Below are 19,617 nucleotides of genomic sequence, written 5' to 3' on the forward strand. Positions count from 1 at the left end.
GCAGGCGCTATCGCTAAAAAATACTTAAAGCAATTTCATGGTATTGAAGTTAAAGCTTGTTTAAGCCAGCTAGGTCCTATTAAGGCGGAAACGTTTGATTGGGATGAAGTTGAAAATAACTTATTTTTCTTTCCTGATGCAAGTAAGCTTGAAGCGCTTGACGAATATATGCGTGACCTTAAAAAGCAAGGTGACTCAGTTGGCGCTAAAGTAAAAGTAGTGGCAAGCAACGTACCTGTAGGTCTTGGTGAGCCAGTATTTGACCGCCTTGACGCCGAACTTGCACGCTCATTAATGAGTATTAATGCTGTTAAAGGCGTGGAAATTGGTGATGGCTTTGATGTAGTTGAGCAAAAAGGCTCTGAGCATCGTGACGAGTTAACCCCTGAAGGTTTTACATCAAACCATGCGGGTGGCGTACTTGCGGGTATTTCGACAGGGCAAGATATTATTGTTTCTATCGCGCTAAAACCAACGTCGAGCATTACTATTCCGGGTAAAAGTATTAATACAAGCAACGAAGCGGTTGAGATGATCACCAAAGGTCGTCACGATCCGTGTGTGGGCATTCGTGCAATCCCGATTGCTGAGGCAATGATGGCTATTACATTAATGGACCATTTACTGCGTCAACGCGGACAAAATCCACATGTAAATCACGAACACGGGCCAATTAACGGCTCAGTGTAAAGATTTATAATTATAAAAAAACGCGGACTACCGCGTTTTTTTATGTCTGTAATTTAGTTTGAAGCCTTTCAGGAGTTGTTCAAGTAAGCCCTATATACTGCAAGAAGGAGGGTAGTAATCATGAACGATAATATTAATGAACACTCACAAATAAAAACCCAAGCTGCAATAGCCCGCTTAGAGCGATTCAGTAAGTTAACTGATAGCAGCATTGGCATACCTTTTACTAAATTTAATATAGGTTTGGAGGCTGTAATTGGTTTAATTCCCGTTATAGGTGATGCCGCAGGGCTAATTTTATCAAGTTATGTGCTTATAGAAGCGCAGCGTTTAGGGGTGAGTAAACGTATAAAGACTAAGATGATTATCAATATGCTCATTGACTTTGTGGGCGGATTAGTGCCATTTTTTGGTGATATATTTGATGCATTTTTTAAAGCCAATACGCGTAATACTCGACTATTAAAAAAACATTTAAACAAGCAGTTAAGTGAGTAATTTATAGCTTTAAGTAACAGTTAGTAAAGAGACTTTAAACAAAATGTTGTTGGTTGTTTAATCACCTAGTAAGGTAGGAGCGTCTATTCACTTTGGTATCTACAATATGCAATTATTTATCGGTAATAAAAACTACTCTAGCTGGTCATTACGCGCATGGTATTTAATGAGTAAATTTGATGTTGAGTTTAGTGAAAACCAGCTAGTACTCGACACCCCTGACTTTTACAATGAACTAAAAAAGACCTTTGCTTTGCAAAAAGTCCCAGCGTTAATTGATGGCGATTTACAGGTATGGGATTCGCTAGCAATTTGTGAATATATTAACGATGCTTACTTATCAGGCGCTGCATGGCCAAAATATATTACCCAAAGAGCTAAAGCGCGTGCGCTAAGTGCTGAAATGCATTCGGGCTTTATGTCACTGCGTAACGAAATGCCAATGAATATAAGAGCAACCCGTAAAGTAGAACTATCGAGCGAAGCACTAAAAGACATAGCCCGTATAGACGAGATATTTGCACAGCAACAAGATGTGTTTCCAAATGAGTGGTTTTTTGGTGACTTTAGTATTGCTGATGCCATGTATGTGCCTGTTGTACTGCGCTTAAAAACCTATCAAATTACGTTATCGCCAGAGGCGCAGCAATATTGTGATTTTGTGATGCGTTGCCCCGTATTGCAAACTTGGATTACTCAGGCATTAACCGAGACCGATATTGTAGAATGTGATGAAGCAGGCACGCCTGCATAACTATTGCTTTTATGTGATTTACTTTTTAGTATTAAAACCATAATTTTAAAGTAGGCGAGCTGATGTACCTTAACCATCCTAGGTATGGCGATAAACCAATTATTTCCAATACATCTTCGACTATTGAAGCAATTGAGAATGCGCACTGGCGTTACTCGAGCCTTAAATACTTCCCTAATACGGTAATATTGGCTGATATAAAAAAGCAAAACTATGCTATTTATCCTCGGGCACTTTATGTTGATATTGAAGAGAAGTGCGGGACTTGCTCTAAGGCATTTATTTTTTTTGCTCAAGAGCAGCAATATTGGTTTGAGGTACTTGGTTTTTGGGTCGATTCACACTGTACTCATTGCTTTGAATGCCGTAAGCATGCCAGATATATACTTACTCTTCGTAAACGATACGATATGTTAACTAGCTTAGCCAATAAAACCTCAAGTGAAAAAACACAGCGTAAAGAACTTGCCAATACGCTTTACTGTTTAGGTATTATTAAAAATATCAATAAAGTGAAAGATTAGTCCGCTTATATTTTACTATCACGCCTTATTTTTACTTTAGTTGTAAAAGCCCGTACAATTCGTCTCGTTTTTACTGCGCAAAATAGCGCTGCAACCGAGAAAAATTAGCCTAATTTTATGCATCAAATAGCTGATCTAATTTCAATTTTTGAACGCACTTTTTATCAAAGTCATAATACATGTCTGATAAAAGGTGATTTTGAACCTGTGTATTTACCAGCAACAGAGCACGTGCCATATCACCAAGTTGTATTTGCGCATGGTTTTTATGCGAGTGCATTACATGAGGTTGCACACTGGCTGGTGGCCGGTGATGCACGTCGTTTATTAGAAGATTACGGCTATTGGTATTGTGCTGATGGGCGCGACAAACAAAAACAAGCTGAGTTTGAAAACGTAGAAGTAAAGCCCCAAGCTATTGAGTGGTTATTAAGCACCTCAGCAGGGTTTAATTTTAATGTGTCGGTGGATAATTTAAACGGTGAGCAAACGTGTCGGTTTGATTTTCAGCAGCGAGTACATGCACGGGTATTATCGCTAATCGAAAATGGTTTTAACTCCCGTACAGAGTCACTTTTAAGAGCACTCTGTGATTTTTACAATACACCGTGGCCATTAACAGCGCAGCAATTTAATTGGCAACATCCAAAGGAGCTTTGTAATGGCGTTTAAATTAGGTTTAATTGTAAACCCAGTAGCGGGTTTAGGCGGCACAGTTGCCTTAAAAGGTAGTGATGGCGCGCACACAGCCGCGAAAGCAATCGAATTAGGTGCAGAACCCAAAGCAAATAGCCGCACAAAAGCAGCACTTGAAGTGCTATTACCTTATAAAGAACGTTTAACCATTTACACCGTTAACGGTGACATGGGTGAGCAAACAGCAAAAGCTTTGGGCTTTAAGGTAGAGGTTGTATACAACTCTGCAGTAATAACAACCCCAGATGACACAGAACAAGCAGCAAAAGTACTTAAAGACTTTGGTGTTGATTTAGTTTTATTTGCTGGAGGCGACGGTACAGCGCGTAATATTTGCCATGCAATCGAGGATACTATTCCCGTACTTGGTATTCCCGCAGGTTGTAAAATTCATTCTGGTGTTTACGCTATTACGCCAAAGGCTGCAGGGCGCGTAGTTGAAATGCTGGTTAAGGGTGAGTTAGTTACCTTAGCCGATGCAGATGTAATGGATATAGATGAAGATGCTTTCAGACAAGGCACAGTAAAGGCCAAACGCTACGGCGAAATGCAAACACCTAGCGAAGTACGTTATATGCAAGCGGTTAAAAATGGCGGTAAAGAAACCGACGAACTCGTAATTGCCGACATTGCAGCGCATGTTGTGTCGCAAATGGATGAAGACACATTTTATATAATGGGTAGCGGCTCAACTGTTGAANAAGCCATAATGGAAGAAATGGGGCTTGAGAATACGTTACTTGGTGTTGACTTAATAAAAGATCAAACCTTAGTTGCTCAAGATTTAACGGCTAAGCAACTATTTGAGCTTACTCATGAGCAAAGTACTAAGTTAGTTATTACGCTCATTGGCGGGCAAGGGCATATATTTGGCCGTGGTAACCAGCAATTGAGTCCTGCGCTTATACGTGCAATTGGCAAAGAAAATATTATTGTAGTAGCAACAAAAACAAAACTACAAGCGCTTAATGGTCGTCCCCTTATTTGTGATACAGGCGATGGCGAATTAGATGATGAATTAACCGGTTATATTAAAGTAACCACCGGATTTAACGACCATATTATGTATGCAGTAGGGCACCACAACATTGAAAATACAGGTGCTTTGCAAAACCAGGAGATTAATAAATGAGTTTAGTGAACTATATCGATGCAGCCCAGCAGTACTTCGATGATTTAGTAATAAAAGCAACTGACGATGAGTTATTTGCAGGCGGCTATTTACGAGGTCATTTTGATCTTGCAGTTGGTTATGCCGAAGTAGAAAAGCTGACAATCAGTATAGATGAGCTAAACGAAACTGTAGAGCAAAGCTTAGTTAAAGCATATCGCAACGGTGAGCTTAATGAAGAAGATAAAACATTAGTTGCTCGCCTATGGGAAGAAGTTAAAGCACTCGCTTAACACCTTTTTAGCACAATATAAAAACACGATTTGTTTATCACTATCGTGTTTTTTTGTGCCCGAAACTTTAAAAGTAGATTTTTATGTTAATTTACTGTTTTGTTTTTATGCGATATTGTTACTAAAATAAATTTTAGGAACAATAAGAATGAATAATAATCAAGACGCTTTACCTTCAGGGGTTGTAGCGCGTTTTTTAAATTTTGTTGAGCGAGTAGGAAATAAGCTTCCTGATCCAGCCGTAATATTTCTATTTGCAATGTTATTAATTTGGTTTTTGTCGTGGTGGTTTTCAGGCGTGAGTTTTGATGCAATAGACCCACGTACCGGTGAAGCGATTATCATTAATAATATGCTGGCAAGTGATTCGCTCGCTACCTTTTTATCCTCTATGGTAAAAACCTTTACTGGCTTCGCTCCCTTAGGTGTCGTTTTAGTGGCTATGTTAGGTGTGGGCGTTGCAGAGCATTCGGGCTTTATTAATACCGGCCTTAAGTTAATGCTTAAAGTCACTCCTAAAAAGCTATTAACGCCTTCAATCATTTTAGTGGCCATTGTGAGCCATACCGCTACTGACGCAGGTTATGTATTAGTTATTCCACTTGCCGGTGTGATTTTTTACGCCGCAGGACGCCATCCGCTTGCGGGTATTGCAGCTGCATTTGCAGGAGTCAGTGGTGGTTTTGGGGCTAACTTTATTCCATCGGGTATCGACCCATTGCTACAAAGTTTTACCCAAAGTGCGGCGCAAATAATTAATCCTGCAATGACAATTAACCCGTTAAATAACTGGGCATTTGCTTCAGCATCTAGCTTATTTATTGTGGCATTAGGCTGGTACATTACCGATAAAATTATTGAACCACGTTTGCAAAAAACCGCGGTTGATGGCGCTAAAGAGGATTTACCTGTATTTGAAGATGCACGTAGTGATGAAAAACGTGCTTTTTATATAGCCAGTACAGTAATGATTGCAGGACTTGCGTTATTAGCATTTGTATCTGCTCCAGACGATTCTGCAATGCGCAGTAGTGACGGATCCCTTACTAATTTCAGCTCTCCTTTAATGCAATCAATTGTCCCACTAATATTTTTACTTTTTTGGATTCCAGGCACTGTATATGGTTTTACGGTAGGTACCTTTAAAACCTCAAAAGATATGATTGATGCTATGAGTAAAGCGATGAGCGGCATGGCGTATTATATCGTTATGGCGTTTTTCTGTTCGCTATTTATTGCTGCATTTAGTAAATCAAATTTAGGTGCATTACTCGCAATCGAAGGTGCGCAGTTATTAAAGGCAATGGAATTGCCAAGTGCAGTAACGGTTGTGGGCATTATCTTTTTAACAGGCTTTGTTAACTTGTTTGTAGGTTCAAGTTCAGCAAAATGGGCGTTACTTGGCCCTATTTTTGTACCGATGTTAATGCAACTTGGCATTTCGCCAGACTTAACTCAAGCCGCTTATCGTGTAGGTGACTCAAGTTCTAATATTATTACACCGTTAATGCCTTATTTTCCATTAGTGGTGGTGTACTGTCAAAAGTATGTCAAAGGCACAGGTATAGGTACTTTGATTGCTATTATGCTACCGTACTCAATCGCCTTTATGATTGGCTGGAGTATCTTTTTATTAGGTTATTGGGCACTTGGTATTCCTTTAGGTTTAGATGCAAGCTACATTTATCCAGCATTACCTTAACCTAAACCTTTAAAAACCTCACTCACTTGAGTGAGGTTTTTAAATAAAAGTCCTGTAATGTAAAAGTAAGTCTAAGTTACCTCTCTAAATCTCTCACTATATAGCCAAATAAGCTGGCCTCTCCAACAATGTACACATAATCATTTTTGTTGTTCATTATTGTAGACTTATCGTCATACCACCTAAAATCATGAATTTTATTCGTTTTAGGGTCTTTGAAGTATAAACGAGTACAACTATCTTCATACTCAGTGCCACACTCTTGTACATCGGTCAGGATGTATTCTTTATACCAATAGTCGCCCTGCGTGTAGTAAGCCCATAATTTAATAGGATCAGAGATAAAAATATAAAGTATTCCATAGATTAATAAAGGGGGTAATGGGTACATGAAAATGGATGCTAATTTCATTTTAGTATCTGAGAAATTGTATTTGAGTGATTCTCTATATTTACTGCAGCGTTTATATTTATTGAATATAAGTATATTTAAATAGATAAATAGTGCACAACAGATAATAGGGAGGGTTATAAAGAAAACAACGTCGTATAGTTCATTTGAGATGAATGGTGGATCTGTAAAGTCCATTAAAATAGGTATAGTGATGCATAATAAAATCGGGAGTACTATTGCTACAAAGAGCAAGTTGTCGTAAATCTTTTTCAATTTTTAATTCGTCCGTGAATTATAGCTTTTGTCTAGTTTACAGAATTTTTGTTATTTTAAAATCAGAGAAATGTATTTATAGGCATTAAGTAACCCGAACTCAGGCTAAAAAAACTATCCCTAGCTGCTATTGAATTGACGCGAAAGTTTATCTTTTTTCATTGTAGCAACAGCTTAAAAACAAAAAAACCTTGTCACTTTCGTGGCAAGGTTTTTTTATTAAAGAGTCGTTGCTTATTTAGCTGTGAAGCTCACTGGGCGACGTTCTTTACGAGGACCGGTACGCTTATCACCGCGTGCGCTGTCATCTTTGTTAAAGCTGCGTTTTTTGTCACCAGCTGGGCGCTCAGAGCGCTCGCCGCGTGGTTCAGCAGGACCTTGATCTTGTGTAATTGTTAAGCCCATAGGACGTTTACAAATAAACACTTTTTGGAAATGATCAAGTACATCTTTAGGCATGTTTTGCGGTAATTGAACCGTACTGTGATTGTCGTGTAAACGAATATCACCAATAAACTTGCTTGAGATGTCAGCTTCGTTAGCGATAGCGCCAACAATATTTTTAACCTGAACACCATGTTCACGACCTACTTCGATACGGTAAGTATCCATAGGACCTGCATCACGGCTGTTACNCGTTCGCCGCCACGCTCGTTACGACGTCCACGGTCACCGCGATCGTTGCGGTCATTACGTGGGTTACGGTCGTTACGCTCGTTACGTTCACGAGGTTGAATCTTAACTTCTTCAACTTTAATTGGAGACTGTTGCTGTGCTAAACACAGTAACGCACCCGCTAAGCTTTCAAGAGGAAGTTCAAGCTTTTCAGCCATGTTAGTAGCTACTTCATTGAAGAACGTGATGTCTTTGTTTTCAAGCGCAATAGTTAATTTTGCTTGTAACGCTTCGATACGTTTTTCTTCAACGATTTTTGCAGTTGGTAATTCAACTTGTGCAATTTCAGACTTCGTATGACGAATGATATTTTTAAGTAAATAACGTTCGTTATGTTTTACGAATAAAATTGCTTTACCGGTACGACCAGCACGACCTGTACGGCCAATACGGTGAACGTAGGCTTCAGAATCTTGTGGGATATCGTAGTTGATAACTAAGCTTAAGCGGTCAACATCTAGACCACGAGCAGCAACGTCTGTTGCGATAACAACATTTAGCATGCCGCTTTTTAAGCGTTCTACAGTGCGTTCACGTGCTTGCTGGTTCATGTCACCATTAAGTGGAGCTGCAGAGAAACCTTCGCGCTCTAATAACTCAGCAAGTTGTACTGTATCGTTACGCGTACGTACGAAAACAATAGCACCTTCATACTGTTCAGCTTCTAAGAAGCGAACAATCGCTTTATTTTTATGTACGCTTGCATTCCAAAACACTTGCTCAACAGATGATACTGTAGAGTTACGCGCAGAAATATGAACCTGTTCAGGATTGTTCATATATTTGCTACTGATATTTTGAATTTGCTTAGGCATAGTCGCAGAGAAAAGACATGTTTGCTTTTCGCGCGGTGTTTTTTCCATGATGCTTTCTACATCATCGATAAAGCCCATACGTAACATTTCATCGGCTTCATCAAGTACAAGTGCTTGTAAAGCATCAAACTTGATAGTGCCACGGTTAATGTGATCGATTAAACGACCTGGAGTTGCAACAATAACCTGAGCGCCACGACGAAGTGCGCTTAATTGGATACTGTAGCTTTGGCCACCATATAGTGCCAATACTTCAATACCACGAACATGTTTAGCATATTGTTCGAATGCCTCAGCAACTTGGATCGCAAGCTCACGTGTTGGTGTGAGTACAAGGATCTGTGGCTGTTTCACAGACGGGTCAATATTATTTAGTAATGGCAGTGCAAATGCTGCGGTTTTACCTGTACCCGTTTGAGCTAGTCCCAGTACGTCCTTTCTTTCTAGCAATAACGGTATACATTGAGCTTGGATTTCAGATGGTGTCTTGTAACCCAACTCTTCAACTGCCTTCAAAATTGCAGGAGAAAGATTTAGAGATTCAAACGTGACTGGTTCTGACATTAATACGCCTCAACGAATTTAAAGAGGCGCGCATTATATAGGATTCGCGAGGCAAATGCTTGTATAAATTGAAACTAATTTGTATGTGTTTGATGTTGGTCGAAATTTAACCAGTCTAATTTGAGCTTTATTAAACTGGTTAACAAATTTAATACAAAGCTTACTTATACAAGCCTAGGTTTTCTTTTGCGTAAGCTTCAAATTCGGTAAATCCACCAACGTGTGTTTGATCTACAAAAATTTGTGGAACTGTTGGGCAAGGCTTACCCGCTGACTTTTCAAGATCGGCTTTACTTATACCTTCCTTAATTATATCGATGTAACGAAATTTAAAGTCATCACGTTCATTTGATAGTTGCTCAGCCACATCTTTCGCACGAACACAAAATGGACAGCCTTCACGGCCAAAAATTACAGTTAGCATAGTTTTCTCCTCAATTTGATTAATATCAGTTTAAATGATTGAAAAATTATTTAAAGCGAAAAAAATCGATTGCACCATTCTAATAAAATCATAAATCATATTATGCATAGCAATATGATTTGCAAAATGCGAATCAGGAACTAAAGCGCGCCTGTCTAATACTTAAGTCTATGAATGCAAGTGTGTTTACAAAAATTAATTTGTGGCACACAACTTGATGATATAGAGCCATACATTGGGTTAACAAGAGTACTTTATGAATATTAATAGTCACGTTTTAGAAATTATCCAAGGGATAATAAGTAAATATTGTGAAACCCAAAATCGAAATTTCTCTATTACCTTAATCAATAAGCTGCAATGTAACTACGTCTGTTTGCAAATTCCGATTGAGCATATGATTGCGCAATGCGAAGAGTTTCTTATACCGGCGCTGGCTTCTACAAAAGAGAGCTTTTTACTTACGCTTGAAGCAAATATCCAAGGGATTAGTTTTCATTACCTAATTGATGATTCTGAACAAGTAAATATATTCGATTTCCACGGACTTTTAGCTACAAAAGAATCAGTTAGTTTAGCGCTTGATATTACCCAGAATGTAGACGTTTTAACTGATTGTGAGGCGCTACTTAAAAGCTGCTTAAAAATGTCGGCTAATACTCATAACCGTTTTGGTTTAAATTTTAAATTATTTAATAGTAACTTTAGAGAGTCGGTACAGCTAGAAGATTTACGCCACCTTAGTGGTAACGCGTTAATAGATAGGTTGAATAGTGACAGTTTAAATACACACATAAAGTTGTGCACAATTAACGACATTAATGAGTTAAGTCAAGCTCATAAATTATCTAAAAAAATATTGGGTTGGCCATTTTTTGATACTGATTTAATTACTATTTTAACAACATTTCACACGCAAACACGTTTGTCGGTATTGGTTGCGGATGACAGCTTACCGAGCCAAATTGCTACAAAGGTAATGCTTGAAATGCTGGGCTGTTTAGTAACATGTGCAGAAAATGGTGCTAGCGCTTTGACCCTCGCCCAGAATGAATCTTTTGACTTACTGCTTTTAGATGAGCGCATGCCAGGAATGTTTGGTAGTGATGTAGCGCAGCAATTAGTTAGGGAAAATACTCCTAACAACGACACACCTAAAGTTATTTTAACAGGGCTAACAGGGGATGATGAAATAGCAGGGTTATTTGAAAAAGGAATAACTCACTATTTACAAAAACCAGTGACAAAAGCAGTACTTGAGAAGTTTATTAAACCTTGGCAGATAGCATCTTAAATTGATTAATAAGGAGAGGGTTATGGATGATTTATCTACAACAGCACTTGTTTTAATTGGATTTCAAAATGACTATTTTTCCCCAAAAGGTATTTTATATGACGTGGTTGAGGAATCATCAAGAATTACTGGTGTTGTAGAAAATACAGTCTCTTTATTAACTTCTTGTGCAAAGCATTTTGCTTTAGTTGTTGATACACCTATTCATTTTACGCAAAATTACAGTGAGCTAAAAAACCCGATTGGTATATTAAAAGTAATTGCCGATGTAGGTGCATTTAAAGCTGGCTCCTATGGGGCTCAAACAATAGAGCAGCTAGACCCCTTTAATAATATTATAGAAGTTGTACCTGGAAAAAGAGGTTTAAATGCTTTTACACATACTGCTTTGGCCAGCAAATTAAAAAAACATGGCGTAACCAATATAATCTTAGCGGGTACTGTGACTTCTATCTGTATTGATTCAACTGCACGCACCGCTGTTGAGCTGGGTTTTAATGTTGCCATTTTAAGCGACTGCACATCGAGTCGCACTCCTTTTGAACAAACATTTTACTGTGAAGAGGTTTTCCCCCTTTATGCAAGTGTTTGTGAGAGTGATACTTTTATAAAGCATTGGAGAGGGCATGGATAAAAATGATGAACTACAAGTGCAAATCCAGTATGCGCTGGTTGAAAAACTCTCCAATAGTAATCGACGTCAGGCAAAGTTATTAGCTATTTTAGATGAGTGTATTTTTGAGTGCGATAAGCATTTAAATTTCACTTATATTAATGAAGCTTGGGAGAAGAAACTAGGTTATTCAAACGATTCATTAATTGGCTCTAACATTACTAAACTAATGAATTGTGAAGATATTATGCATTTTGTCGCATACAGTTGTTGTCTGCTTGAAGGCAAGCAGGCTCCCAGTGTAGAAATACAAATAAAAAATAGTCTTGGACTCATGAACTGGTTTGAGCTGAGATTAGTTTATGATGAGAAAAGCGGTTTTATAGGCTCGTTCTATGACATACAACGCCATAAAGATTCTCAATTTTTGCTAACCCAACAACAAAAATATGTAAAACGTTTATCGCTCGTAGCGAGCCATACAAATAACTTAGTAATTATTACAGATAAATTTGGTGTAATTGAGTGGGTTAACAAAAGTTTTGAAGTACTTACAGGTTTCACCTGTGATGAGGTTGTAGGCACTAGCCCAGGCCAATTGTTACAAGGGCCAAAGACATGTGAAAAAAGCCGTAAGGTTATGTCTCACGCTGTAAGAAATGGGCTTCCTTTTCAAGTTGAAACTATAAATTACGATAAAAATGGTAACGTTTATTGGGTTGCTATTGATGCAAACCCGGTGCGAGATCATGAAGGCCAAGTAAAGCATTTTATCGCTATAGAAACGAATATTACGCAACGAGTTAAAGCTGAACAAGCAATGGCAGAGATAGAATATAACTACCACTCTGTCGTAGATAATATTCCTGATATTGTTTTACGCCTTGATACATTTGGCAATTTACTATTTATAAATCAAGCATGGCAACGGGTCCTGCAAAGCAATGTAAATGAGAGCCTTGGCTTGCCTATAATTAAGTTTATAGCAAAAGAAGATGTAGAAAAAATTAGTAGTACTTTGCTTGATTATAACCAAGGTAAGCGTGATATACGTCGCTTTGATATACGTTTAATTAACGCACAAGGTATAAATAATTGGGTTGAAATTACTCTCACTCCAATTGTGGGTGGCTATGAAAGTGATTTATCATCTATTGCTGCAACACTTGTTGATATACAGGAACGTATAGAAAGCGAACAAATATTACTTGAAGCTAAACATCAGGCAGAAACATTAGCTGAGTCAAAAAGCCGATTTATGGCAAATATTAGTCATGAAATTCGCACGCCATTAAATGCTGTGATTGGCTCTGCAGATATTTTGCATCATACCGGTTTAACTTCTGAGCAAATGCGTTACACACAAATGATTAAAACAAGCTCTGATGCACTACTGAGTGTATTGGACGATGTATTAACGTATTCGCGTTTTGAAGCGCAAGCCATAACACTCGATAATCAGCCATTTAGTATTGATACGTGTATCGAAGAAGCGATCGATATCATTACCCAAAGCGCTTTGCAAAAAAGGCTTGAGGTTATTTTTGATTTTTATCCTGATGTCCCCGCTCAAGTAATTGGTGATCATGCACGTGTAAGGCAAATAGTTATAAATTTATTAGCCAATGCGATTAAGTTTACTCAGCATGGCGTAATAACGGTCACTGTTAGGTGCACTCACATCAAAGGTAATAATTTAAATCTTCATTTATCTGTGAAAGACACCGGAATGGGGATTGCAAAAAATAAAATTGAAAGTATGTTTATGCCTTTTATTCAATCCGATAATTCAATTACTCGAAAACATGGCGGCAGTGGCTTGGGGCTTGCGATATGTAAGCAAATCTGTGATGTGGTAGGAGGAGATATTTCAGTTAGTTCTGAGCTCAATAAAGGGAGTGAGTTTATCGTCAATTATCCATTACAAATAGACACAACCGATTCAATATTAAGAGAAGGGTTTGCAGCACGAAGTAAAAAACCAAAAGTATGGATTGTAGGTAGTAACCAAGTCCTAAAAATAGCGCTGGAGCACACGCTCACACGGTATTCTATTGCTTTTGAACACTATGAAATATGTCCAAAAATACCCGAATACAATAACTTCCCAGATGCAATCGTATTAACTAACCCACAAATATTAACCCAAACACGTGAGCGTATAAACACATATAACTCACTTAATTCACCGTGTTTACTCCTCATAGATTTACAAGGTGAAAGCTTATTACCGCAAAATATTAACGACAGAGAGCTTAGGCTAAATGGCCCTTTTAAAGTTTCCCATGTACCGCGAGCAATTAGTTTATTGGAAGAGCAGTTATTTCATTTAGATATTATATTTACTAATCGTGAACAAAAAGATGCCTTAGAAAGCCCTTCGGGGTTAACTCAGTTGAATGGGGTCAATGTACTGGTTGCTGAAGATAATACTAATAATCAAATAGTAATAAGGGAGTTTTTAGAACAAAAAGGTTGCCGGGTACATATTGCTAGCGATGGGCAAGAGGCAATAACTAAGGCGAAAAACGATAAAATTGATATTATTTTTATGGACATACAAATGCCAATACTTGATGGAATTTCAGCAACTAAAGCAATCAGGGAATTAGGTATAGAAACTCCTATAATAGCACTCACAGCTAATGCGATTCATGGTGATAAAGAGCGATTTATAGAAGCGGGGATGGATGATTATTTAGCTAAACCAATAGTAAGTGAAACGCTTTATCTATTACTTGATACATATGCACCAGAGCACGTTGTTGAACCTAAAGATTTAAAGCTAACTCGTTTAGCGCAAGTGTGGGAAAAGCTGGGTTGAGCAATCGAAAGCTAGGGTCTGTTGAACTTTTAGGGTTAAATTTGCAGTAGTCTGTTTGGTATTTAGGCAAGGCAGAGCCTATGCAGTACTCCCTATAAATGTGCGATAACGTAGTGTTAATGCCAAACAGGCGCTACCCAAAGGGTTCTTCCTAGGGGCTACTTACTCCTTGTTGCTTACATGGATTTAGGTAAGGGGCGTGAGCAGGATGCGGAAGCTTTGCTCGGTTTTACTTATTATTACATGGATGTAAGCCCGTAGAATAACGCAGGAGTAGTTATCGAGCCCACTAGGTTACAAACCTCACGTCGCGATTAAACCGCCTCTAGTTTGAACAAATTTTAATTCGCAAAGATCAACAGACCTTAATATAAAAAGTAGGTTTTGTAGTATAAAACTTGATAAATAGAGAAGTTAAACTAGTATTTTGAGCGTAGTTTGTGATTTTTTATTAGTATTTAATGGTTTCTTTTTAGGTTTTTCAATTTGATTCGCAAATTGCAATTCAAAATAAAAATAAGATGTTCCGAACTGCTTTTAAGTTCTGGGTATGGCTTATTAATTTATTTTAAAGGATTAATTTTATTGGTTATTTTATTTTTTTATAAATTATTGTTTGGTTGGCATGGCTTTCGCAACAAGTTAGATATCAAACCGAGATGAATTAGTTAAATTTTAAGGGGTGCAATATGCAAACAAACACAAAAGCTAAACAACAACCTAAAGGTAACAACTGGGTACTTACACCTGAAATTATGGTTTTGTCCATTTTGCTTGTTGCTACTTTAGTTATCGGTATAACAGTTTTACGTGGCAGCGCTTCTTTAGAGCCGTTAGCGGATATACAGCCTATTACTTTTACACAAGCTGATGTTGAAAATGCACAGTCTATGAGTAATACATTTGATTCGCAAAATATAAATTACGCACAAAATGTAACAGCATCCAAAAACGAAAATAACGACACTCTTTCAAACTAGAGACTTTTGCGCAGGTAACAATTTATTGTTGCCTGCGTTTTTTTATATTTCTTACTGTCATTTTCAATTTTCGTTCCTACTTATAAAATTAGCTATATGTTTTTAAATTTAGATTGTATGTAACCTAGCCTATTTTATTGAATCTTCTCTTGTGCATACCTTCAATGATTAACTCCAATTCTTAGTCAATTATAACCAACTTCCACCTTCTTACTTGTTAGGCTTAAATAAACGCTCATCTATCAATTTAGTTGCATTGCAAACTGAATTGCAAAATGCAAATAACAGTAAAAAATTTGAAGACTAAACTAAAAGAATATAACCAATTGAATTGATTGTGTTTTACTTTATGTTTTATTTTTGAAAAGTGGTCTGTAACTTGCTCTTAACTATACAAGTCACTAAGGGTGAAAATCGGAGCAGATCATGAATGCATTTAAATACCTAGAATCAGAAAGTCCAGTTAACCTCGCAAGATGGCATGAGTTAGAAAGAATCATGACTGATGCAATGCAAAATAATTATTTTAAAATGGTTTATCAACCGCTTGTATCGTTAGGGACTGGAAAGTTGGTCGGCTTTGAGTCATTAGTAAGATGCCAATCACCGCGTTTTGGAGTTGTAGGCCCTGATGAATTTATACCTCATGTAGAGCAATCGGGAATGATTTTAGAATTAGGTGACTGGATTTTTGAGCAGTGTTTATCCGATTTAAAACATATGCGACATTTTGGTATGACAGACATTTCTGTTTCTTTGAATATTTCACCGGTACAAATTTTAGATGGTGATGTTTTTTCAAAAGTAATGTACTTGCTTGAGAAGTATCAAATACCACCACAGGCTATCAAAGTAGAATTAACGGAAACAGCGCTAATCCATAGCCCTGAAAAAATAGCTAAAGCATTTGAAAACTTCCATAAAGAAGGCGTAAAAGTGTGGATAGATGATTTTGGTACCGGGTACGCGTCTTTAGGTCTGCTTCGTCAATTTAATATTGACGGATTAAAAATTGATCGCAGTTTTGTTAGTGGGATTTCAACTAATAATGAAGACTTTACGCTATGCAGCGCAATAATTGCAATGGCTCAGCGATTGGGTTTACAAACCGTAGCAGAAGGAATTGAAGAGAATGAGCAATTACAAATATTAGAGCAACTTGGTTGTGATATCGCTCAAGGATATTTGCTCGATAAGCCACAAACATTAACCAAAAGTATTGATACCTGGGCTCTTTAACTGTTTATATTCATTTTGATTTGCAAAATGCAAAAAACAAATTACTCTTAAACTACAACCCCTACATGTTATTAGTGTACGAAGCTTAAACTTACACAAAGGTTATCTATGCCTATATCAGAGCAGTTTATCGATAAAAGTATTACCGAACTAAATGTATTAACCCAACTTGAAAAGGATGTTGGAATAAACGTTTTAGCTCGACTGATAAACTTATTTATCGATGAATTAGTTACTATGGCGAACCAATTAGATACGGCAATTACTCGTGAAGATATTATAAAAATTAAAGAAGTGATGCATGTTTTAAAAAACTCGGCTGCTTTATATGGAGCTGCTCCTCTGGCTGCATTGGCAACACAGTTACACGATTCACCACCACCAACTACAGAAGAAAACTTGCACGCAGCACTTGTTATTAAGCATAACTTGGATAAAACCCGGGATGCATATCAAATAATGAGTAATAGTATAGCTATCTAGGAGAAAGCCGTGTCAGATACGATAAATAAAGGCCTCGTTTACATCGTTGAGGATAGCATTGCAAGTGGTGCTTTGTACGCAAGTCAGCTTGAGCAAGCAGGTTTCGAATGCAAGCATTTCGCTGATGGCTATTCTGCTTTGGTTGGTATTAAAGAAAAAATGCCTGCGGTTATAGTACAAGATGTATGCTTGCCTGATATAAGTGGGCTAGAAGTTTTACAATTTGTAAATAAACAAAAAAATCCAGCCAATGTAGTCATGATCACCTCAAATAGCTCTATTGATATTGCTGTGGAAGCTATGCGTTTAGGTGGCTTTGATTTTTTAGAAAAACCCTTCACAAGTCAACGACTTATTAGTTCAGTTGAAAGTGCGTTCACCCCTAAAGAGCAAATCAAAGTGCAACCCTTGGTTGAAAGCAGCGATAAAAACCAAGATTTTGTTGGTGAATCTCTCTCAATGAAAACTGTCTTTAGGTTGCTAGATAGCGCCGCGAGAAGCAAAGCATGTGTATTTATTACAGGTGAAAGTGGAACAGGTAAAGAAGTTTGTGCGCAGACCCTTCATGATGCGAGTCCCCGAAATAAAGGACCATTTATCGCTATAAATTGTGCTGCGATCCCTGCAGAGTTATTTGAATCAGAATTTTTTGGTCATGTTAAAGGGGCATTTAGTGGTGCGCTAAGCGATCGAAAAGGCGCTGTTGAGGTAGCTAACGGTGGAACGTTATTTTTGGATGAGTTATGTGAAATGGAGCTTAACTTACAAGCTAAGTTATTACGCTTTTTACAGACAGGCATATTTAACAAGGTTGGTAGTAGTGAAGTATTACACAGCGATGTTCGCTTAGTATGTGCAACAAACAGAAACCCAATAATAGAGGTTGCGGAAGGGCGCTTTAGAGAAGATTTATATTATCGTTTAAATGTTATCCCCGTAAAGCTACCGCCTTTAAGAGAGCGCGGAAATGATATATTACTGTTGGCTGAGTATATCTTAAAACAGAAAAGCGATAGTAACGCTAAGCATTTCATTGGCTTTTCTGATGAAGTTAAAGCGCTTTTTTGTAACTATGATTGGCCAGGAAATATACGCGAACTGCAAAATGTAATTGAAAATACAGTCGTTATTAATGATGGCGATGTAATTGAAAGGGACATGTTACCAAATTCATTTGGTCTAGGTGCTGTAAAGCACTCGAGCTCATTTAAGTCAATTCACAATATAAACGAGCAGAGTGTTCAATTATCTCCTATGTCTGTTCACGACATAGAACCTCTATGGCAAGTTGAAAAAAGGGCGATTGAAGATGCAATTAAAAGCTGCGAAGACAATATTCCTCTTGCTGCTGCTTATTTAGGGGTAAGTGCATCTACCATTTATAGAAAAATAAAGGGATGGTCTTAAAGTCATAATTGATTTTTAATTACACTTTTCAGGTTGAATTAATAAAAGTTACCCTAAGCTCTATGGGTAAGAGCAAATTAATTTTTAATCTGAAACAGTAAAAGGAGATCGCAATGAGTAACACTAGTTTAAAACCTGCGGATATTATGCCATCACTAGTAGTGAGTGATGTTGACGAGAAAAAGATAGATTTAGTCGACAGAATAAGTGATTCCCCATGGAAAATGATTGTTGTTTATCGAGGCCAGCACTGCCCTAAATGTACTGCGCAACTCAACGAGCTTGCTAAAGTACATAAGGATTTTAAAGAAGCAGGAGTTGAAGTCGTTGCTGTAAGTGGTGATAGTCATGAACAGCTTAATAAGCATCTTGAAAAGATAGATATTAACTTCCCGATTTACTATGGTTTAACAATCGAACAAATGACTGATTTAGGGCTACATATTAGCGAGCCTCGCAGTGATGCAGAAACTGACCATCCATTTGCTGAACCAGGAATCTATGTGCTTAATGAAAAAAATCAGCTTCAAATGGTCGATATATCAAACAGTCCGTTTGTTCGTCCTGATTTAGAACAACTGCTAGGTGGGATTAAGTTTTCAAGAGAAAACGACTATCCAATCCGGGGCACATTTATTAAATAGTATTCATTCTACATGGTTTCAAAAAAGGCACTCTTCAGTGCCTTTTTTATTTATTTTTAATAAATTTACTTGAAAACAATTTTACCGTCCATATATAGTTAAGTAGGACGCCTGATGGGTCCTAAATTAAACTTAAACAATTGAAATTTATATTATTAATTAAACTTTGCTTGAGCTTGTTCAATAGAAAAGCACATGCAAAATATCGCTTAAATATGAGGATATTATTATGCGTACAGTAGACTTATCACCACTTTATCGTTCATTTATCGGCTTCGAACATTTAGCATCACTTATGGATGCGGCAGCTAATACAGACAAGCAGCCGAGTTTTCCTCCTTACAATATAGAAGCACTCGATAAAGACAAATACAGAATCACTATGGCCGTTGCTGGTTTTAGTGATAGTGAATTGACCATTGAGTCAGAAAACAACACGTTAAAAGTTGCAGGTATTAAAGCTAACAAAGATGAAAATAATGAACGTAAGTTTATTCATCAAGGTATAGCAGAGCGTAACTTTGAACGTAAATTTCAGCTTGGAGACCATGTAAAAGTACTTGGTGCCGATTTAGCTAACGGCTTATTGAGCATAGAGTTACAGCGTGAAATTCCTGAAGCACTTAAACCACGTAAAATAGAAATTGGTAATAGCAATCTAATAGAAGGTAAATAATCTTCTAAAGTACATATTCCCCTGATTATTTAGCCGCCTCATTT

The 19,617-nt window shown here is 37.5% G+C and carries 19 protein-coding genes and 1 pseudogene; 17 read left to right on the top strand and 3 right to left on the bottom strand.

What is annotated here, in order from left to right:
• The 8 genes from aroC to L656_RS0103260 form a co-directional block, all read left to right on the top strand.
• On the top strand, nt 1-690 hold a 690-nt coding region (aroC, locus tag L656_RS0103225; RefSeq protein WP_024598184.1), incomplete at its 5' end, for a chorismate synthase.
• 120 nt (nt 691-810) lie between these two features.
• Nucleotides 811-1,188: a DUF4112 domain-containing protein gene (locus L656_RS0103230; protein WP_024598185.1), complete on the top strand. Its 378-nt coding sequence runs from the start codon at nt 811-813 to the stop codon at nt 1,186-1,188.
• A gap of 106 nt (nt 1,189-1,294) precedes the next feature.
• On the top strand, nt 1,295-1,942 hold the full coding sequence (locus L656_RS0103235; RefSeq protein WP_024598186.1) for a glutathione S-transferase family protein: 648 nt from the start codon (nt 1,295-1,297) through the stop codon (nt 1,940-1,942).
• A 62-nt stretch (nt 1,943-2,004) separates the two neighbouring features.
• On the top strand, nt 2,005-2,466 hold the full coding sequence (locus L656_RS0103240) for a zinc-ribbon domain containing protein (RefSeq protein WP_029750604.1): 462 nt from the start codon (nt 2,005-2,007) through the stop codon (nt 2,464-2,466).
• 117 nt (nt 2,467-2,583) lie between these two features.
• Nucleotides 2,584-3,138, top strand: a complete 555-nt coding sequence (locus L656_RS0103245; protein WP_024598187.1) for an elongation factor P hydroxylase — start codon at nt 2,584-2,586, stop codon at nt 3,136-3,138.
• Nucleotides 3,128-4,294: an ATP-NAD kinase family protein gene (locus L656_RS0103250; protein ID WP_024598188.1), complete on the top strand. Its 1,167-nt coding sequence runs from the start codon at nt 3,128-3,130 to the stop codon at nt 4,292-4,294. Before L656_RS0103245 ends, L656_RS0103250 begins: the two co-directional genes overlap by 11 nt.
• The gene (locus tag L656_RS0103255) at nt 4,291-4,566 is read left to right on the top strand and encodes a YfcL family protein (protein ID WP_002962183.1); all 276 of its coding nucleotides are present in this window, start codon (nt 4,291-4,293) and stop codon (nt 4,564-4,566) included. The genes L656_RS0103250 and L656_RS0103255 overlap by 4 nt, the downstream gene beginning before the upstream one ends.
• Before the next feature lie 148 nt (nt 4,567-4,714).
• On the top strand, nt 4,715-6,268 hold the full coding sequence (locus L656_RS0103260) for an AbgT family transporter (RefSeq protein ID WP_024598189.1): 1,554 nt from the start codon (nt 4,715-4,717) through the stop codon (nt 6,266-6,268).
• A gap of 76 nt (nt 6,269-6,344) precedes the next feature.
• Here the strand turns inward: L656_RS0103260 and L656_RS1000000123425 are convergent, their stop codons facing one another.
• The 3 genes and pseudogenes from L656_RS1000000123425 to L656_RS0103275 all read right to left on the bottom strand — a co-directional run bounded on the left by L656_RS1000000123425 (nt 6,345) and on the right by L656_RS0103275 (nt 9,413).
• A complete protein-coding gene (locus tag L656_RS1000000123425) occupies nt 6,345-6,659 on the bottom strand; it encodes a hypothetical protein (RefSeq protein ID WP_241763417.1) in 315 nt (104 codons plus the stop codon).
• 510 nt (nt 6,660-7,169) lie between these two features.
• A pseudogene (locus L656_RS01000000121865) lies at nt 7,170-8,989 on the bottom strand (DEAD/DEAH box helicase).
• Between the two features lie 160 nt (nt 8,990-9,149).
• Entirely contained in the window at nt 9,150-9,413 is a 264-nt protein-coding gene (locus L656_RS0103275; RefSeq protein ID WP_002958470.1) for a GrxA family glutaredoxin, read from the bottom strand.
• 256 nt (nt 9,414-9,669) lie between these two features.
• Here L656_RS0103275 and L656_RS0103285 point away from each other — a divergent pair, with 256 nt between their 5' ends.
• The 9 genes from L656_RS0103285 (at nt 9,670) to L656_RS0103325 (ending at nt 19,573) form a co-directional block, all read left to right on the top strand.
• Nucleotides 9,670-10,707 (top strand): response regulator, encoded by a 1,038-nt coding sequence (locus L656_RS0103285; protein ID WP_024598191.1) that lies wholly within the window; start codon nt 9,670-9,672, stop codon nt 10,705-10,707.
• 22 nt (nt 10,708-10,729) lie between these two features.
• Nucleotides 10,730-11,341, top strand: coding sequence for an isochorismatase family cysteine hydrolase (locus L656_RS0103290; RefSeq protein WP_024598192.1), 612 nt, complete (start codon nt 10,730-10,732; stop codon nt 11,339-11,341).
• Entirely contained in the window at nt 11,334-14,144 is a 2,811-nt protein-coding gene (locus tag L656_RS0103295; protein WP_024598193.1) for a PAS domain-containing hybrid sensor histidine kinase/response regulator, read from the top strand. The genes L656_RS0103290 and L656_RS0103295 overlap by 8 nt, the downstream gene beginning before the upstream one ends.
• Before the next feature lie 689 nt (nt 14,145-14,833).
• Complete coding sequence (locus L656_RS0103300) at nt 14,834-15,124, top strand: hypothetical protein (protein ID WP_002958474.1); 291 nt, start codon at nt 14,834-14,836, stop codon at nt 15,122-15,124.
• A gap of 498 nt (nt 15,125-15,622) precedes the next feature.
• The gene (locus L656_RS0103305) at nt 15,623-16,363 is read left to right on the top strand and encodes a putative bifunctional diguanylate cyclase/phosphodiesterase (protein WP_002958475.1); all 741 of its coding nucleotides are present in this window, start codon (nt 15,623-15,625) and stop codon (nt 16,361-16,363) included.
• 108 nt (nt 16,364-16,471) lie between these two features.
• On the top strand, nt 16,472-16,846 hold the full coding sequence (locus tag L656_RS0103310; protein ID WP_002958476.1) for an Hpt domain-containing protein: 375 nt from the start codon (nt 16,472-16,474) through the stop codon (nt 16,844-16,846).
• A gap of 9 nt (nt 16,847-16,855) precedes the next feature.
• A complete protein-coding gene (locus L656_RS0103315; RefSeq protein ID WP_024598194.1) occupies nt 16,856-18,253 on the top strand; it encodes a sigma-54-dependent transcriptional regulator in 1,398 nt (465 codons plus the stop codon).
• A 113-nt stretch (nt 18,254-18,366) separates the two neighbouring features.
• Nucleotides 18,367-18,897, top strand: a complete 531-nt coding sequence (locus L656_RS0103320; RefSeq protein WP_024598195.1) for a redoxin domain-containing protein — start codon at nt 18,367-18,369, stop codon at nt 18,895-18,897.
• 229 nt (nt 18,898-19,126) lie between these two features.
• On the top strand, nt 19,127-19,573 hold the full coding sequence (locus L656_RS0103325; protein ID WP_007585496.1) for an Hsp20 family protein: 447 nt from the start codon (nt 19,127-19,129) through the stop codon (nt 19,571-19,573).
• Nucleotides 19,574-19,617: the final 44 nt, after the last annotated feature.

The sequence above is a fragment of the Pseudoalteromonas sp. TAE56 genome, assembly GCF_000497955.1.
GTDB lineage: Bacteria > Pseudomonadota > Gammaproteobacteria > Enterobacterales > Alteromonadaceae > Pseudoalteromonas.

Excerpts from the sequence above, each read along its gene's own strand:
- L656_RS0103230 (WP_024598185.1), top strand. The coding sequence starts at position 811 with ATGAACGATAATATTAATGAACACTCACAAATAAAAACCCAAGCTGCA.
- L656_RS0103235 (WP_024598186.1), top strand. The coding sequence starts at position 1,295 with ATGCAATTATTTATCGGTAATAAAAACTACTCTAGCTGGTCATTACGC.
- L656_RS0103240 (WP_029750604.1), top strand. The coding sequence starts at position 2,005 with ATGTACCTTAACCATCCTAGGTATGGCGATAAACCAATTATTTCCAAT.
- L656_RS0103245 (WP_024598187.1), top strand. The coding sequence starts at position 2,584 with ATGCATCAAATAGCTGATCTAATTTCAATTTTTGAACGCACTTTTTAT.
- L656_RS0103255 (WP_002962183.1), top strand. The coding sequence starts at position 4,291 with ATGAGTTTAGTGAACTATATCGATGCAGCCCAGCAGTACTTCGATGAT.
- L656_RS0103260 (WP_024598189.1), top strand. The coding sequence starts at position 4,715 with ATGAATAATAATCAAGACGCTTTACCTTCAGGGGTTGTAGCGCGTTTT.
- L656_RS1000000123425 (WP_241763417.1), bottom strand. The coding sequence starts at position 6,659 with ATGTACCCATTACCCCCTTTATTAATCTATGGAATACTTTATATTTTT.
- L656_RS0103275 (WP_002958470.1), bottom strand. The coding sequence starts at position 9,413 with ATGCTAACTGTAATTTTTGGCCGTGAAGGCTGTCCATTTTGTGTTCGT.
- L656_RS0103285 (WP_024598191.1), top strand. The coding sequence starts at position 9,670 with ATGAATATTAATAGTCACGTTTTAGAAATTATCCAAGGGATAATAAGT.
- L656_RS0103290 (WP_024598192.1), top strand. The coding sequence starts at position 10,730 with ATGGATGATTTATCTACAACAGCACTTGTTTTAATTGGATTTCAAAAT.
- L656_RS0103295 (WP_024598193.1), top strand. The coding sequence starts at position 11,334 with ATGGATAAAAATGATGAACTACAAGTGCAAATCCAGTATGCGCTGGTT.
- L656_RS0103300 (WP_002958474.1), top strand. The coding sequence starts at position 14,834 with ATGCAAACAAACACAAAAGCTAAACAACAACCTAAAGGTAACAACTGG.
- L656_RS0103305 (WP_002958475.1), top strand. The coding sequence starts at position 15,623 with ATGACTGATGCAATGCAAAATAATTATTTTAAAATGGTTTATCAACCG.
- L656_RS0103310 (WP_002958476.1), top strand. The coding sequence starts at position 16,472 with ATGCCTATATCAGAGCAGTTTATCGATAAAAGTATTACCGAACTAAAT.
- L656_RS0103320 (WP_024598195.1), top strand. The coding sequence starts at position 18,367 with ATGAGTAACACTAGTTTAAAACCTGCGGATATTATGCCATCACTAGTA.
- L656_RS0103325 (WP_007585496.1), top strand. The coding sequence starts at position 19,127 with ATGCGTACAGTAGACTTATCACCACTTTATCGTTCATTTATCGGCTTC.